Below are 15,701 nucleotides of genomic sequence, written 5' to 3' on the forward strand. Positions count from 1 at the left end.
GCGGGGCGGCGACCGGGCGTGACAGACTGAGCACCGTGTTGCGTTGGCTGACTGCAGGTGAATCGCACGGTCCCGCCCTCGTCGCGATGGTGGAGGGGGTGCCGGCCGGCATCGAGGTGACCACCACCGAGATCGCCGACGAGCTGGCCCGTCGGCGACTGGGCTACGGCCGGGGTGCCCGGATGTCGTTCGAGCGGGACGAGGTCGAGGTGCTCGGCGGCCTGCGGCACGGCGTGACCCTGGGCAGCCCGGTGGCGATCCGGGTCGGCAACTCCGAGTGGCCGAAGTGGCAGACCGTGATGGCCGCCGACCCGGTCGACCCCGACGAACTGGCCCGGCAGGCCCGCAACGCCCCGCTGACCCGCCCCAGGCCGGGCCACGCGGACCTGGCCGGCATGCAGAAGTACGGCCACACCGACGCCCGGCCCATCCTGGAACGCGCCAGCGCCCGGGAGACCGCCGCCCGGGTGGCCGTCGGCACTGTCGCCAAGGCGCTGATCCGTCAGGCGCTGGGCATCGAGATCGTCTCGCACGTCGTCGAGCTGGGCCCGGTGGCCGCGAAGCCCGGGCTGCGCCCGACGCCGTCCGACGCCGCCCGGATCGACGCCGACCCGCTGCGCTGCCTCGACCCGGAGGCCAGCGCCCTGATGGTCGCCGAGGTCGATGCCGCGAAGAAGGCCGCCGACACCCTCGGCGGCGTGGTCGAGGTGCTGGCGTACGGGGTGCCACCGGGGCTGGGCAGCCACGTGCAGTGGGACCGCAAGCTCGACGCCCGGCTGGCCACCGCGCTGATGTCCATTCAGGCGATCAAGGGCGTGGAGATCGGCGACGGCTGGCAGCAGGCCCGGTCCCGCGGCTCCGAGGCGCACGACGAGATCATCCCGTCGGCCACCGGCGTCCGCCGGGTCACCGACCGGGCCGGCGGGCTGGAGGGTGGCATCACCACCGGCGAGCCGCTGCGGGTCCGCGCCGCCATGAAGCCGATCTCCTCGCTGAACCGGGCGCTGGCCACCGTGGACGTCACCACCGGCGAGCCGGCCACCGCGATCAACCAGCGCTCCGACGTCTGCGCGGTGCCCGCCGCGGCGGTGGTCGCCGAGGCGATGGTGGCGCTGGTGCTGGCCGAGGCAGCCACCGAGAAGTTCGGCGGAGACTCGATCGCCGAGATCCGCCGCAACCTCGCCGGTTACCTCGACGCGCTGGTCATCCGCTGATGGCACCTGTCGTCGTGCTGGTCGGCGCGCCCGGCTGCGGCAAGACCACAGTCGGTCGGGCGCTCGCCGCCACCCTCGGCGTGGAGTTCCGCGACACCGACGCCGACATCGAGCAGATGGCCGGGAAGCCGATCCCGGAGATCTTCATCGACGAGGGCGAGGCGCACTTCCGTACCCTGGAACGGGCCGCAGTGGCCGCGGCGCTGGCCGGCGGCACGGGCGTGCTCGCCCTCGGCGGCGGCGCGGTGCTGGCCGAGGAGACCCGAGCGGCCCTGATCGGGCACCGGGTGGTGCACCTCTCGGTCGAGTTGCCCGACGCGGTGCGGCGGGTCGGGCTCGGCGCCGGCCGGCCGCTGCTGGCGATCAACCCACGGGCCACCCTCAAGCACCTGCTGGACCAGCGCCGGCCGCTCTACTCCGAGGTCGCCACCGAGACGGTGGTCACCGACGGCCGGGCCCCGGCGCAGGTAGTCGCCGACGTCGCCGCCCTGCTGCCCCGCTGACGTACCCCTGCCCCGTCGCCCCCGTCGCCCCCCTTGCGCCGATCTTGCACTTACTGCTCTGACTTAAGGGGCATTCACCGCATTTCGGCAACCGGAACTGCAAGATCGGCGCAGAGGGTGGGGGCGGGGGCGCAGTGGGGTGGCCCTCAGCCGCGGGCGATCAGGTCGAGGACGTCGGCCAGAGCCTTCGGCTCGCTGAGCATCGGCCAGTGCCCGGTGGGCAGCTCATGCAACTGGCCGTCGGCCAGTCCGGTGAAGAACGGATGCTCCTGTTGGATCATCTGCTGCACCATGCCGAGCGGAAAGGTGCTGGCGACCAGCGCGGTCGGCACCCGTCGCCCACCGCTGCGTCGGACCGGGTCGGTGGCGGCCCGCAGCGGCTGTGGGGTGGCCCGGGTACGCAGTAGCGCGAGCGTCGGCTCGTCCAGACCGGCAAGGTTGGTCGGGTCGGCGGCCGGATCCCAGGCCGGCGGCGGCAGCAGGTGCCCGCTGCCGACAACAGCCCGCAGCCGCTGCTGCTCGTCGGCCGGCAGCGTGTCGAACTGCGCCGTGCCGTCCGGCAGCGGCCCGCTCTCCACGTAGATGATCCGGGCGATCCGGTCCGGGATGCGGTCCACCGCCTGGGCGGCCGGCATCCCCCCGCCGGAGTGCCCGACCAGCAGCACGTCGCGCAGGTCCTCGACCTCGATCAGTCGGACGATGTCGGTGGTGTGCGTGTCCAGGCTGACCTCCGGCCCGGCGAGGTGGTCGCGTTCGGCCAACCCGGTCAGCGTCATCGGATACACCTCGTGCCCCTGCGACCGCAGCGCCACTGTCACGTCCCGCCACGCCCAGGCACCCAGCCAGAATCCCGGTACCAGCACGAATGTCGCCATCTGTCGCTCCTTCTCTCGGTTACCGACAGACCGTACGATCGAATCTGGACAGGATCCGCCCGGTTTGAAGGAGTGGCCCGTGTCACATCCCGCAGGACGGGTGCTGGCCCTGCTCGAACTGCTGCAGACCCGGCACCGGTCGACCGCCGCCGACCTCGCCGGCCACCTCGGGGTGGACGAGCGGACCGTGCGCCGATACGCGACTACCCTGGTCGAGCTGGGCATCCCCGTCACCGCCGACCGCGGCCGCTACGGCGGCTACCGGCTGCACTCCGGCTACAAACTGCCCCCGCTGATGCTCACCGACGACGAGGCGGTGGCCGTGCTGCTCGGCCTCGTCGTCGCCGAACGGGTCGGGCTGGCCACCGAGCAGCCCGCCACCGCCACCGCGCTGGCGAAGATCCGCCGGGTGCTGCCGGTGGCGCTCGCCGACCGGCTCGCCGCCGTCCAGGAGCACCTGGGCTTCACCCTGCGTCGTCCGGAGCCGGAGCGCGGACCGGCGTCCGGCACACTGCTCGCGCTCGCCTCGGCCACCCGGCACCGGCAGCGGGTGGCGGTGGACTACCGCTCCTGGCGGGGCGAGCAGTCGCACCGCGAACTCGACCCGTACGGGCTGGTCTTCCACTCCGGCCGTTGGTATGTCACGGGCCACGACCACCGGCGCGGGGAGATCCGCACCTTCCGACTGGACCGGATCGGCGCGGTGACGCCCGGCGTGGCGACGTTCACCGTGCCGGACGGCTTCGAGGCGGTGGCCTGGGTGACCAGGTCGCTGGCCGGCGTGCCGTACGCGCACGAGGTGGAGGTCGTGCTGGAGACCGACCTGGTCGCCGCCCGCCGCCGCATCCCGCCAAGCGTGGCCGAGTTGACCGCCACCTCCGACGGGGTGCTGCTGCGGGCCCGGGCGGAGAGCCTGCCCGGTATGGCGGCGTTGCTCGCCGGGCTGGGCTGCCCCTTCACCGTGCGGCATCCGGACGCGCTGCGCGCCGCGGTGGCCGAGCACGCCCGCCGGTTGGCGGGCTGGGCCGCTCGGCCAGCAGGTGGACAGCCGCCCTCGCCGCGGGTCCCGCTGGACTAGGCTGCCGGCGATGGACGAGGTGACCCGGATTCCGGTCGGCGGCGAGCGGCCGTACGACGTCTTGGTGGGACGTGACCTGCTGGGCGCGCTGCCTGGCCTGCTGCCCGGCGCGACGCGGGTGGCGGTGTTGCACGCGCCTCCGCTCAAGGCCCTCGCGGACGCGCTCGGTGAGCGCCTGCGCGCGGCAGGCGTCTTGCCACTGCCGATCGAGGTGCCCGACGCCGAGTCGGGCAAGCACATCGACGTGGCCTCCGCCTGCTGGGACCGGCTCGGGGCGGCGGGCTTCACCCGTACCGACGCGGTGGTCGGGGTGGGCGGCGGCGCGGTGACCGACCTGGCCGGCTTCGTCGCGGTCTGCTGGTTGCGGGGGGTGCGCTGGGTGCCGGTGGCGACCTCGCTGCTGGGCATGGTCGACGCCGCGGTGGGCGGCAAGACGGGCATCAACACGGCCGCCGGCAAGAACCTGGTGGGCGCGTTCCACCCGCCGGTCGGGGTGTTGGCCGACCTGGCCACACTGGACAGCCTGCCCGCTGTCGACCTGGCGGCCGGTCTGGCCGAGGTCGTGAAGTGCGGGTTCATCGCCGACCCGACGATCCTGGATCTCATCGAGAATGACCCGCAGGCCGCCACCGACCCCCGTGGGCCGGTGAGCCGGGAGCTGATCGAGCGGGCGATCCGGGTCAAGGCCGACGTGGTCTCCGGCGACCTGCGCGAGTCGGGCGTGCGGGAGGTGCTCAACTACGGTCACACCCTGGCCCACGCCATCGAGCAGAATGAGGGCTACCGCTGGCGGCACGGCCACGCCGTCGCCGTCGGTCTGGTGTACGCCGCCACGCTGGCCCGCCTCGCCGGGCGGCTGGACGCGCCGACCGCCGAGCGGCACCGGGTCACGTTGAGCGCGCTGGGGCTTCCGGTGAGCTACCCGGCCGACGCCTGGCCGCAGCTGTTGGCCGCGATGCGGGTGGACAAGAAGACCCGGGGCAGTCGGCTGCGCTTCGTGGTGCTCGACGGGCTGGCCCGCCCGGCGATGTTGGAAGGCCCCGACGACGCGTTGCTGGAGGCCGCCTACCGGGAGGTGGCAACCCCGTGAAGGTCTACGTCTTGAACGGGCCGAACCTGGGCCGGTTGGGCACCCGCGAGCCCGACGTGTACGGCGCGACCAGCTACGCCGACCTGGTGGCGCTCTGCGAGAGCACCGGGCGGGAGCTGGGGCTGGACGTGACGGTCCGGCAGACCGACGCGGAGCACGAGCTGCTCGGTTGGCTGCACGCGGCGGCCGAGGAGGGTGCCGCGGTGGTGCTCAACCCGGCCGCCTGGTCGCACTACTCGTACGCGGTGCGGGACGCCTGCGCCATGCTGCGGGGACCGCTGGTGGAGGTGCACATCTCCAACATCCACACCCGCGAGGAGTTTCGGCACCACTCGGTGGTGTCGGCGGTGGCGACCGGGGTGATCTGCGGTTTGGGCATCGACGGCTATCGTCTCGCGCTGTACCATCTGGCCACCCGCTGAAGGCCCACGGACTGGGCGCTCCGAACGGGGGGCCGTCCGATTCGACGCAGCTTGTAGACTTGCCAGGTCTGTCCGCCAATTGATGATCAAGGCAGGAAATGGCCTCCACCAACGACCTCAAAAACGGCCTGGTACTCAACCTGGACGGCGAGCTCTGGGCCGTCGTCGAGTTCCAGCACGTCAAGCCCGGTAAGGGTGGTGCCTTCGTGCGCACCACGCTGAAGAACGTGCTGTCCGGGAAGGTGGTCGACAAGACCTTCAACGCGGGCACCAAGGTCGAAACCGCGACCGTTGACAAGCGCACGATGCAGTACCTGTACGCCGACGGCGAGGACTTCGTCTTCATGGATCTGGAGACCTTCGACCAGATCACCGTGCCCGGTGGCACCGTCGGTGAGGCAGCCAACTACCTGCTGCCCGAGGCGGAGGCGACAGTCGCCCAGCACGAGGGTGTGCCGCTCTACATCGAGCTGCCCACCAGCGTCGTGCTGGAGGTCACCTACACCGAGCCGGGCCTGCAGGGCGACCGTTCGACCGGCGGCACCAAGCCGGCGACCGTGGAGACCGGCGCCACCGTACCGGTCCCGCTGTTCATCACCACCGGCGAGAAGATCAAGGTCGACACCCGCGACGGCCGTTACCTCGGCCGCGCCTGATGGCTGAGGGTTCCAAGCAGCAGATGCCGGCGCGCCGCAAGGCGCGCAAGCGGGCGCTGGATGTCCTTTACGAGGCCGACCTACGGGACAAGCCTCCGGTGGAGGTGCTCGCCGGCTACGTGCAGCGGATCGAGCAGCCCCGACCGGAGCATCTGGGCTACGCGGTGGGCCTGGTCGAGGGTGTCGCCGAGCACCTCAACCGGATCGACGAGCTGATCGCCAGCTACGCCGAGGGTTGGACGCTGGAGCGGATGCCTGTCGTCGACCGCAATCTGGCCCGGATCGCCGTCTACGAGTTGCTCTACGTCGACGAGATCGACGACGCGGTGGCGATCAGCGAGGCCGTCGAGCTGGCCCGGCAGATGTCGACAGACGATTCGCCGCGCTTCCTCAACGGGGTGCTCGGCCGGATCGCCGAGTACGCCACCCGCTGAGCGTCAGCACCGAACGCCGCAACACGAAAGGGCCCGTGCCGGTTGGCACGGGCCCTTTCGGTGAAGCGGTAGATCAGGTGAGGCGGCAGTTCAGGAGGCGAAGAACGCCCGGGGGTCGGCCACCAGCACGCCGTGCTCGGTGAGCCGCTCGATCAGACCCGACGGTGAGGCGTCGTAGACGATCGCGAGCGCCCGCAGGTCATCGGCGCGGATGGAGAGCACCCGGCCGTTGTAGTCGCCGCGCTGCTGCTGGATCGCGCGGGCGTAGCGGGCGACGTAGGCCAGGTCCTCGGAGGCCTCGTCGTAGAGCCGCTCCAGGTCCAGGACAATCTTGCTGGTGGGCTCGTGACGGACGCCACTGCCGTCAGGCAGCAGCTCCGAGACGGGTACGCGGTAGAACTCGGCCAACTCGGCCAGACGGGACACCGTCACGGCCCGGTCGCCACGCTCGTACGAGCCGACCACCACGGCCTTCCACCGCCCGTTCGACTTCTCCTCCACACCCTGCAGGGAGAGACCCTGCTGCTGGCGGATGGAGCGCAGGCGGGCGCCCAGAGACTTGGCGTATTCAGAGGGCATTCGGACACTCCCAGTGCTGCTCGGGGTTCTCCCGTCGATCGCTACGGAGCGTGACGGTACGGGGAATGCGACACGTGGTCAAGTGGTCGTGACCCTACCGTTGGGGAGCGTCCGGGAAGTTATCCCCTTTTCCGGCGCCTGATCCGGTGGTCAGCGGCCGCCGTCCATCGGCCCGGTGACCACTGGTAACGTGGCGGAAGCCCCGGCCCAGGTCCGCTGAGCGGTCCGGCCGGAGGTGCCCGACATCCTTTAACGACCCGTCCCGTGAGGCGGGGAAGGAGGTCCGCCGTGGCATACCCACCGGCTGCCCGCTCGTCACCACCGCGACAACCCTCGGTGAAGGTGATCCTCGCCAGCGCCGACGTGCAACGCGTGGTCGACCGCATCGCCCACCAGATCCTGGAAAAGACCCAGGGCGCCGCGAACACGGTGCTCCTGGGGATTCCCACCCGGGGCACCCCCCTCGCCCGGCGGCTCGCCGACCGGATCAGCACCTTCGAGGACGTCTCCGTCCCGGTCGGTGTGCTCGACATCACCCTGTACCGCGACGACCTCCGTCGGCACGCCACCCGCGCGGTGGGCCCGACCGAGCTGCCGTCCGGCGGGATCGACGGCAAACGGGTCATCCTGGTCGACGACGTGCTCTTCTCCGGCCGCACCGTCCGGGCCGCGCTCGACGCGCTCAACGACGTGGGCCGTCCGGCGTCGGTGCAGCTCGCCGTCCTGGTCGACCGGGGCCACCGGGAGTTGCCGATCCGCGCCGACTACGTCGGCAAGAACATCCCGACGGCGCTCGCCGAGAGCGTCAAGGTGACGCTCGCCGAGATCGACGGGGCGGACGAGGTCAAGCTCTACGGGGGAACCCACTCATGATCAAGCATCTGCTCTCCGGCGGGGACCTGGACGCCGACACCGCCACCGAGATCCTGGACACCGCCGCCGAGATGGCCACCGTCGCCGGCCGGGAGATCAAGAAGCTTCCCGCGCTGCGCGGACGGACCGTGGTCAACCTCTTCTACGAGGACTCCACGCGTACCCGGATCTCCTTCGAGGCGGCGGCGAAGCGGCTCAGCGCCGACGTGATCAACTTTTCCGCGAAGGGGTCCAGCGTCACCAAGGGTGAGAGCCTGAAGGACACCGCGTTGACCCTGCAGGCCATGGGCGCGGACGCCGTGGTCGTCCGACACCCCGCCTCCGGCGCGCCGCACCGCCTGGCCAACTGGGTGGACGGGTCGGTGGTCAACGCCGGTGACGGCACCCACGAGCACCCCACCCAGGCGTTGCTGGACGCGTACACCATGCGGGCCCGGCTGGGCCGGCTCGCCGGCCTGTCGGTCGCGGTGGTCGGGGACGTGCTGCACTCCCGGGTGGCCCGTTCCAACGTGCTGCTGCTCTCCACCCTCGGCGCCAAGGTCACCCTGGTCGGCCCGCCGACCCTCATCCCGGTCGACATCGCGGGCGCCCTCGCCCCCGCCACCGACGTCTCCTACGACCTCGACTCAGTGCTGCCCAACGTGGACGTGGTGATGATGCTGCGCGTGCAGCGGGAGCGGATGAACGACTCCTACTTCCCCTCCGCGCGCGAGTACGCCCGCCGCTACGGGCTGGACGGGCCGCGGATGCGCCGGCTGCCCGAGCACGCGATCGTCATGCACCCCGGCCCGATGAACCGGGGGATGGAGATCACCCCCGAGGTCGCCGACTCACCCCGCTCCACAATCGTCGAACAGGTCACCAACGGGGTCTCCGTGCGGATGGCTGTCCTTTACCTGCTGCTCGGAGGGAACAACCGGTGACCGCGTACCTGATTACCAGCGTGAGTGTCGTCGGCGCCGCGCCGACCGACCTGCTGATCCGCGACGGCGTGGTCGCCGAGGTCGGGTCCGGCCTGACCGCGCCGGACGCCATCGTCGTCGACGGCACCGGCCTGGTCGCCCTGCCCGGCCTCGTCGACCTGCACACCCACCTGCGCGAGCCCGGCCGGGAGGACGCCGAGACCGTCGAGTCCGGTTCCCGGGCGGCGGCGCTGGGCGGCTACACGGCGGTCTGCGCGATGGCCAACACCTCCCCGGTGGCGGACACCGCCGGCGTGGTCGAGCAGGTCTGGCGGCTCGGCCGCGAGGCCAGCCTTGTCGACGTGCAGCCGATCGGCGCGGTCACCGTTGGGCTGGCCGGCGAGCAGCTTGCCGAACTGGGCGCGATGGCCGACTCGGCGGCCCGGGTTCGGATCTTCTCCGACGACGGGCACTGCGTCGCCGACCCGAAGTTGATGCGCCGGGCCCTGGAGTACGTCAAGGCGTTCGACGGGATCATCGCCCAGCACGCCGAGGAGCCCCGGCTCACCGAGGGCGCCCAGATGCACGAGGGCGAGGTCTCCACCCGGCTCGGCCTGATCGGTTGGCCGGCGGTCGCCGAGGAGGCGATCATCGCCCGGGACGTGCTGCTCACCGAGCACGTGGGCAGCCGACTGCACGTCTGCCACGTCTCCACCGCCGGCAGCGTCGAGGTGCTGCGCCAGGCAAAGGCACGCGGGGTACGCGTGACCGCCGAGGTGACCCCGCACCACCTGCTGCTCACCGACGAAGTCGTGAGCGGGAGGAGTGAGCTTGCGAGCCCCGCACTCGCGAACAACTGGAGCCCAGCCGGAGTTTACGACCCGGTCTTCAAGGTGAACCCGCCGCTGCGCACCGCCTCGGACGTCGCCGCGCTGCGCGCCGCGCTCGCCGACGGGGTGATCGACGTGATCGCCACCGACCACGCCCCGCACTCGGTGGAGGACAAGGAGTGCGAGTGGGCGTACGCCCGGCCGGGGATGCTCGGTCTGGAGACGGCCCTCTCCATCGCGCTGGACGTGCTCGGCCCCGAGTGGGACCTGATCGCCGAGCGGATGTCGCGCACCCCCGCACGGATCGCCGGCCTCACCGGGCACGGCGTCGACCCCGCGCCGGGTGTGCCGGCCAACCTGACCCTGATCGACCCGGCCGCCCGCCGCACCATCGAGCCGGCGGAGTTGGCCAGTCGCAGTCGCAACACCCCGTACGCCCGCATGACGCTGCCGGGTCGCATCGTGGCGACCTTCCTGCGCGGCGAGCCGACGGTCCTGGACGGAAAGGCTGTCAAGTGAGTAAGCGCAGACCCGCAATCCTGGTGCTGGAGGACGGGCGCACGTTTCCCGGTGAGGCGTACGGCAGTGTCGGGGAGACCTTCGGCGAAGCGGTCTTCAACACCGGCATGACCGGTTACCAGGAGACGCTGACCGACCCGTCCTACCACCGTCAGGTGGTGGTGCAGACCGCGCCGCACATCGGTAACACAGGCGTCAACGGCGAGGACGACGAGTCCGGCCGGATCTGGGTGGCGGGCTACGTCGTGCGCGACCCGGCCCGCATCGGCTCGAACTGGCGGGCCACCGGTGGTCTGGAGGACCGCCTCGCCACCGAGGGTGTGGTGGGCATCAGCGGGGTGGACACCCGGGCGCTGACCCGGCACCTGCGCGAGCGGGGCGCCATGCGGGTGGGCATCTCCAGCATCGACAACGACCCGCAGAGCCTGCTGGCCCGGGTCCGCCAGGCGCCGCAGATGGTCGGCGCGGACCTGTCCGCCGAGGTGAGCACCGCCGAGCCGTACGTCGTCGAGGCCGTGGGTGAGCACCGGTTCACAGTGGCCGCCCTGGACCTGGGCATCAAGCGCAACGTCCCGCGCCGGCTGGCGACCCGTGGGGTGACCACCCACGTGCTGCCGGCGTCGTCGAGCATCGAGCAGATGCTCGCCACCGGCGCCGACGCGATCTTCCTGTCGCCCGGCCCGGGTGACCCGGCCACCGCCGACGCCCCGGTGGAGCTGGCCCGGGAGGCGCTGCGGCGGGAGGTGCCGCTGTTCGGCATCTGCTTCGGCAGTCAGATCCTCGGTCGGGCGCTCGGCTTCGGTACCTACAAGCTGGGCTACGGCCACCGGGGGATCAACCAGCCGGTGCTCGACCGGGTCACCGGCAAGGTCGAGGTGACCAGCCACAACCATGGCTTCGCGGTGCAGGTCCCCGGCTCGGGCAACGGCGTGGTCGTCCCCGACCAGGTGATCGACACGGACTTCGGTGGCGTACGGGTGTCGCACGTCTGCCTCAATGACAACGTGGTCGAGGGGCTGCGGGCCGTCGACCTGCCCGCGTTCACCGTCCAGTACCACCCGGAGGCGGCGGCCGGCCCGCACGACGCGGACTACCTCTTCGACCGATTCGCCGATCTCATCGAGGGCCGGAACCACAGCAGGGGGCGCAGCAATGCCTAAGCGGACCGATCTCAAGCACATCCTCGTGATCGGCTCCGGGCCGATCGTCATCGGGCAGGCCTGCGAGTTCGACTACTCCGGCACCCAGGCGTGCCGGGTCCTGCGCAGTGAGGGGATCCGGGTCAGCCTGGTCAACTCCAACCCGGCGACGATCATGACGGACCCGGAGTTCGCCGACGCGACCTACGTCGAGCCGATCACCCCGGAGTTCGTGGAGCTGGTCATCGCCAAGGAGCGCCCGGACGCGATCCTCGCGACCCTCGGCGGGCAGACCGCGCTGAACACGGCCGTCGCCCTGCACGAGGCCGGCGTCCTGGAGAAGTACGGCGTGGAGCTGATCGGCGCGAACATCGACGCCATCAACCGGGGCGAGGACCGGCAGCTGTTCAAGGAGATCGTGGCCAAGGCCGGCGTACGCCTCGGCGTCGACGACCCGACCGGGCTGGTGCCCCGCTCGCGGGTCTGCCACTCGATGGACGAGGTCGAGGCGACAGTCGCGGAGCTGGGCCTGCCGGTGGTGATCCGGCCGTCGTTCACCATGGGTGGCCTGGGCTCCGGCATGGCGCACACCCCGGAGGACCTGGCCCGCATCGCCGGCGACGGCCTGTCCGCCAGCCCGGTGCACGAGGTGCTCATCGAGGAGAGCGTGCTCGGCTGGAAGGAGTACGAGCTCGAGCTGATGCGCGACCGGCACGACAACGTGGTGGTGGTCTGCTCGATCGAGAACATCGACCCGATGGGCGTGCACACCGGCGACAGCGTCACAGTGGCCCCGGCCATGACGCTCACCGACCGGGAGTACCAGCGCCTGCGTGACCTGGGCATCGCCGTGCTGCGCGAGGTCGGGGTGGACACCGGCGGCTGCAACATCCAATTCGCGGTCAACCCGGTCGACGGCCGGATCGTCGTGATCGAGATGAACCCCCGGGTGTCGCGGTCCTCGGCGCTGGCCTCCAAGGCGACAGGCTTCCCGATCGCGAAGATCGCCGCGAAGCTGGCCATCGGCTACACCCTCGACGAGATCCCCAACGACATCACCCTGAAGACCCCGGCGGCGTTCGAGCCGTCGCTCGACTACGTGGTGGTGAAGATCCCGCGGTTCGCGTTCGAGAAGTTCCCCGGCGCGGACCCGGAGCTGACCACCACGATGAAGTCGGTGGGCGAGGCGATGAGCCTCGGGCGCAACTTCACCGAGGCGCTGAACAAGGCGATGCGCTCGATGGAAACCAAGTCAGCCGGTTTCTGGAGTGTGCCGGACCCGGCGGGCGTCACCCTGGCGGAAACCCTCGCCGCGCTGCGGATCCCGCACGACGGCCGGCTGTACACCGTCGAGCGGGCGCTGCGCCTCGGCGCGTCGATCGCCGAGGTCGCCGAGGCGTCCGGCGGGATCGACCCGTGGTTCCTGGACCAGATCGCCGCGCTGGTCGAGCTGCGCGCCGAGATCGTCGACGCGCCGGTGCTCGACGCCGACCTGTTGCGCCGCGCCAAGCGGGCCGGTCTGTCCGACCGGCAGCTCGCCGCGCTGCGCCCGGAGCTGGCCGCCGAGGACGGCGTACGGACGCTGCGGCACCGCCTCGACGTGCGCCCGGTCTACAAGACGGTGGACACCTGCGCGGCCGAGTTCGAGGCGACCACTCCGTACCACTACTCGACGTACGACCTGGAGACCGAGGTCGTGCCGTCGGACCGGCCCAAGGTGCTGATCCTGGGCTCCGGCCCGAACCGGATCGGGCAGGGCATCGAGTTCGACTACTCCTGCGTGCACGCCGTACAAGCGCTGCGGGGGGCCGGTTACGAGACCGTCATGGTCAACTGCAACCCGGAGACGGTCTCCACCGACTACGACACGGCCGACCGGCTCTACTTCGAGCCGCTGACCTTCGAGGACGTCCTGGAGGTCTGGCACGCCGAGGACTCGTCCGGCCGGGCGGCCGGTGGGCCGGGCGTGGTCGGGGTGGTCGTGCAGCTCGGCGGGCAGACCCCGCTGGGGCTGGCGCAGCGGCTCAAGAACGCCGGTGTGCCGATCGTCGGCACCTCCCCGGAGTCGATCCACCTGGCCGAGGAGCGGGGCGCGTTCGGCGCGGTGCTGGCCCGCGCCGGGCTGCGCGCGCCGGCGCACGGCATGGCCACCTCGTACGACGAGGCCAAGACGATCGCCGACGAGATCGGCTACCCGGTGCTGGTCCGGCCGTCGTACGTGCTGGGCGGGCGGGGCATGGAGATCGTCTACGACGACCCGACGCTGCGCGACTACATCGGCCGGGCCACCGACATCTCCCCGGACCACCCGGTGCTGGTGGACCGGTTCCTCGACGACGCCATCGAGATCGACGTGGACGCGCTGTGCGACGCCGACGGTGAGGTCTACATCGGCGGCGTGATGGAGCACATCGAGGAGGCGGGCATCCACTCCGGCGACTCGTCCTGCGCGCTCCCGCCGATCACCCTGGCGGGCTCGCACCTGGTCGAGGTGCGCCGCTACACCGAGGCCATCGCGCGTGGCGTCGGCGTCCGCGGCCTGCTCAACGTGCAGTACGCCCTCAAGGACGACGTGCTCTACGTGCTGGAGGCCAATCCGCGCGCGTCGCGGACCGTCCCGTTCGTCTCCAAGGCCACGGCGGTGCCGCTGGCCAAGGCGGCGGCCCGGATCGCGCTCGGGGCGAGCATCGCCGAGTTGCGCGCCGAGGGCCTGCTGCCGGCGACGGGTGACGGGGGCACGATGCCCGCGGACGCGCCGGTCGCGGTCAAGGAGGCGGTGCTGCCGTTCAAGCGTTTCCGGACCCGCGCGGGCAAGGGGATCGACTCGCTGCTCGGGCCGGAGATGAAGTCGACGGGCGAGGTGATGGGCATCGACACCAACTTCGGGCACGCCTTCGCCAAGAGCCAGTCGGCCGCGTACGGGTCGCTGCCGACCGCCGGGAAGATCTTCGTCTCGGTGGCCAACCGGGACAAGCGGGGCATGATCTTCCCGATCAAGCGGCTGGCCGATCTGGGCTTCGAGATCGTCGCCACCGCCGGCACGGCCGAGGTGCTGCGCCGGCACGGCATCGCCTGCGAGCAGATCCGTAAGCACTACCAGGCCGGTGCGGGCGACGACGCGGTGTCGCTGATCGGCGGCGGCCACGTGGCGCTGGTGATCAACACGCCGCAGGGTTCGGGCGCCAGCGCCCGCTCCGACGGCTACGAGATCCGCAGCGCGGCGGTCACCGCGGACATCCCCTGCATCACCACGGTCCCCGGCGCGGCGGCGGCGGTCATGGGCATCGAGGCGCGGATCCGCGGCGACATGCAGGTACGCCCCCTGCAGGACCTGCACGCCATCCTGCGGGCGGCCCAGTGACAGTGTTCGAGCAGGCGGTACGGCCGTTGTTGTTCCGGCTCGGGGGCGGGGACGCCGAGGCGGCGCACGAGTGGACGCTGCGGCGGTTGGCGGCCCTGTCGCGGCAACCGGTGGCCCTGGCCGCGTTGCGGGCCCGGTACGCGGTCGACGCGCCACGCACGGTGTTCGGTGTGCGGTTCCCCAATCCGGTCGGGTTGGCCGCGGGGATGGACAAGGACGGCGCGGCGCTGCCGGCCTGGCCGGCGCTCGGCTTCGGTTTCGTGGAGGTCGGCACGGTCACCGCGCACGCCCAGCCGGGCAACCCCCGGCCGCGGCTGTTCCGGCTGCCGGCCAGCGAGGCGGTGGTCAACCGGATGGGCTTCAACAACGCCGGAGCCGCCGCGCTGGCCGCCCGGCTGGCCGCGCTGCCACGTCCGCTCGGGGTGCCGCTGGGCATCTCGCTCGGCAAGTCCAAGGTGACGCCGCTCGACGAGGCGGTCGAGGACTACCTCGCCTCGTACCAGGCGCTGCGCGGGCACGGCGACTACTTCGCCGTGAACGTCTCCTCACCGAACACTCCGGGTCTGCGGTCCTTGCAGGACCGCGGTCACCTGGACGCGCTGCTCGGCGCCCTGGTGGGGGAGAAGCCGGTGCTGGTCAAGATCGCACCGGACCTGACCGAGGCGGCGATCGCCGAACTGCTGGAGGTCTGCCTGGCCCGAGGCGCCGCCGGCGTGATCGCCACCAACACCACCCTGTCCCGCGACGGGCTCGCCGACGTCGACGTCGAGCGTGGCGCGCAGGCCGGTGGTCTCTCCGGTCGGCCGCTCACCAGGCGGGCCCGCGACGTGGTCGCCTTCGTGCACCGGGAGACCGAGGGCCGGCTGCCGATCATCGGCGTCGGCGGCGTGTTGGACCCGGACGACGCCGCCCGGATGTTCGACGCCGGCGCCGCCCTGGTGCAGCTCTACACCGGCTTCATCTACCGAGGACCGGCCCTGGTCCGCGCCGCCGCTCGCGCGGTGGCCACAACGGCGGCACCGGACGCGGTAGCCGGCCGGTGACCGCCCTCGGCCCGGTGTTGGCCCGGCCCAACCGGGTGCCGAGCCCGCTCCGCGTCGAGGAGCCCACGCCCGTTGTTGCCCCTTTGCTCTGCACCCCAGGGTGCACCACCCGGAGCGCGACACCCGGCCGCCGGGTGTCGCATCCGCGGGTGCAGAGCAAAGGCGGCGGCGGAGAGGTTCGAC

Annotated in this window: 15 protein-coding genes; 13 read left to right on the top strand and 2 right to left on the bottom strand. The window is 71.7% G+C overall.

Annotated elements, in window-relative coordinates; translation table 11 throughout:
• Positions 1-35: 35 nt before the first annotated feature.
• Positions 36-1,214 carry a chorismate synthase gene (aroC, locus tag KBX71_RS24850; RefSeq protein ID WP_210820305.1) on the top strand — a complete coding sequence of 393 codons (1,179 nt, stop codon included), beginning with the start codon at positions 36-38 and terminating at the stop codon, positions 1,212-1,214.
• Positions 1,214-1,717, top strand: a complete 504-nt coding sequence (locus tag KBX71_RS24855) for a shikimate kinase (protein ID WP_210820306.1) — start codon at positions 1,214-1,216, stop codon at positions 1,715-1,717. Before aroC ends, KBX71_RS24855 begins: the two co-directional genes overlap by 1 nt.
• 146 nt (positions 1,718-1,863) lie before the next feature.
• Here KBX71_RS24855 and KBX71_RS24860 read toward each other — a convergent pair whose 3' ends face one another.
• Complete coding sequence (locus KBX71_RS24860) at positions 1,864-2,592, bottom strand: alpha/beta fold hydrolase (protein ID WP_210820307.1); 729 nt, start codon at positions 2,590-2,592, stop codon at positions 1,864-1,866.
• Positions 2,593-2,671: 79 nt separating this feature from the next.
• On the opposite strand from KBX71_RS24860, the gene KBX71_RS24865 reads away from it, so the two are divergent.
• The 5 genes from KBX71_RS24865 (at position 2,672) to nusB (ending at position 6,272) form a co-directional block, all read left to right on the top strand.
• Positions 2,672-3,670: a YafY family protein gene (locus KBX71_RS24865; protein ID WP_210820308.1), complete on the top strand. Its 999-nt coding sequence runs from the start codon at positions 2,672-2,674 to the stop codon at positions 3,668-3,670.
• 10 nt (positions 3,671-3,680) lie between these two features.
• On the top strand, positions 3,681-4,760 hold the full coding sequence (gene aroB, locus KBX71_RS24870) for a 3-dehydroquinate synthase (RefSeq protein ID WP_210820309.1): 1,080 nt from the start codon (positions 3,681-3,683) through the stop codon (positions 4,758-4,760).
• On the top strand, positions 4,757-5,182 hold the full coding sequence (aroQ, locus tag KBX71_RS24875) for a type II 3-dehydroquinate dehydratase (RefSeq protein WP_210820310.1): 426 nt from the start codon (positions 4,757-4,759) through the stop codon (positions 5,180-5,182). Before aroB ends, aroQ begins: the two co-directional genes overlap by 4 nt.
• A 98-nt stretch (positions 5,183-5,280) precedes the next feature.
• Positions 5,281-5,838, top strand: coding sequence for an elongation factor P (efp, locus tag KBX71_RS24880; RefSeq protein WP_007458344.1), 558 nt, complete (start codon positions 5,281-5,283; stop codon positions 5,836-5,838).
• A 23-nt stretch (positions 5,839-5,861) separates the two neighbouring features.
• A complete protein-coding gene (gene nusB, locus KBX71_RS24885) occupies positions 5,862-6,272 on the top strand; it encodes a transcription antitermination factor NusB (protein WP_184188983.1) in 411 nt (136 codons plus the stop codon).
• A gap of 90 nt (positions 6,273-6,362) precedes the next feature.
• Here nusB and KBX71_RS24890 read toward each other — a convergent pair whose 3' ends face one another.
• A complete protein-coding gene (locus KBX71_RS24890) occupies positions 6,363-6,851 on the bottom strand; it encodes a transcriptional regulator (RefSeq protein ID WP_007458348.1) in 489 nt (162 codons plus the stop codon).
• Between the two features lie 288 nt (positions 6,852-7,139).
• On the opposite strand from KBX71_RS24890, the gene pyrR reads away from it, so the two are divergent.
• Genes pyrR through KBX71_RS24920 form a run of 6 tightly spaced genes read left to right on the top strand, consistent with a single transcriptional unit; the run spans position 7,140 to position 15,518 of the window.
• The gene (gene pyrR / locus KBX71_RS24895) at positions 7,140-7,724 is read left to right on the top strand and encodes a bifunctional pyr operon transcriptional regulator/uracil phosphoribosyltransferase PyrR (protein ID WP_210820311.1); all 585 of its coding nucleotides are present in this window, start codon (positions 7,140-7,142) and stop codon (positions 7,722-7,724) included.
• On the top strand, positions 7,721-8,647 hold the full coding sequence (locus KBX71_RS24900; protein ID WP_124821248.1) for an aspartate carbamoyltransferase catalytic subunit: 927 nt from the start codon (positions 7,721-7,723) through the stop codon (positions 8,645-8,647). Before pyrR ends, KBX71_RS24900 begins: the two co-directional genes overlap by 4 nt.
• Positions 8,644-9,975: a dihydroorotase gene (locus KBX71_RS24905; RefSeq protein ID WP_210820312.1), complete on the top strand. Its 1,332-nt coding sequence runs from the start codon at positions 8,644-8,646 to the stop codon at positions 9,973-9,975. The genes KBX71_RS24900 and KBX71_RS24905 overlap by 4 nt, the downstream gene beginning before the upstream one ends.
• The gene (carA, locus tag KBX71_RS24910; RefSeq protein ID WP_210820313.1) at positions 9,972-11,135 is read left to right on the top strand and encodes a glutamine-hydrolyzing carbamoyl-phosphate synthase small subunit; all 1,164 of its coding nucleotides are present in this window, start codon (positions 9,972-9,974) and stop codon (positions 11,133-11,135) included. The genes KBX71_RS24905 and carA overlap by 4 nt, the downstream gene beginning before the upstream one ends.
• Complete coding sequence (carB, locus tag KBX71_RS24915; RefSeq protein ID WP_210820314.1) at positions 11,128-14,475, top strand: carbamoyl-phosphate synthase large subunit; 3,348 nt, start codon at positions 11,128-11,130, stop codon at positions 14,473-14,475. Before carA ends, carB begins: the two co-directional genes overlap by 8 nt.
• Entirely contained in the window at positions 14,472-15,518 is a 1,047-nt protein-coding gene (locus KBX71_RS24920) for a quinone-dependent dihydroorotate dehydrogenase (RefSeq protein ID WP_210820315.1), read from the top strand. Before carB ends, KBX71_RS24920 begins: the two co-directional genes overlap by 4 nt.
• Positions 15,519-15,701: the final 183 nt, after the last annotated feature.

Source organism: Micromonospora sp. D93 (assembly GCF_018070365.1).
Lineage (GTDB): Bacteria > Actinomycetota > Actinomycetes > Mycobacteriales > Micromonosporaceae > Micromonospora > Micromonospora ureilytica.

What these genes read in the sequence shown, in the direction of transcription:
- KBX71_RS24855 (WP_210820306.1), top strand. Translation starts at nt 1,214, where the DNA reads ATGGCACCTGTCGTCGTGCTGGTCGGCGCGCCCGGCTGCGGCAAGACC.
- KBX71_RS24860 (WP_210820307.1), bottom strand. Translation starts at nt 2,592, where the DNA reads ATGGCGACATTCGTGCTGGTACCGGGATTCTGGCTGGGTGCCTGGGCG.
- aroB (WP_210820309.1), top strand. Translation starts at nt 3,681, where the DNA reads ATGGACGAGGTGACCCGGATTCCGGTCGGCGGCGAGCGGCCGTACGAC.
- efp (WP_007458344.1), top strand. Translation starts at nt 5,281, where the DNA reads ATGGCCTCCACCAACGACCTCAAAAACGGCCTGGTACTCAACCTGGAC.
- nusB (WP_184188983.1), top strand. Translation starts at nt 5,862, where the DNA reads ATGCCGGCGCGCCGCAAGGCGCGCAAGCGGGCGCTGGATGTCCTTTAC.
- KBX71_RS24890 (WP_007458348.1), bottom strand. Translation starts at nt 6,851, where the DNA reads ATGCCCTCTGAATACGCCAAGTCTCTGGGCGCCCGCCTGCGCTCCATC.
- KBX71_RS24900 (WP_124821248.1), top strand. Translation starts at nt 7,721, where the DNA reads ATGATCAAGCATCTGCTCTCCGGCGGGGACCTGGACGCCGACACCGCC.
- carB (WP_210820314.1), top strand. Translation starts at nt 11,128, where the DNA reads ATGCCTAAGCGGACCGATCTCAAGCACATCCTCGTGATCGGCTCCGGG.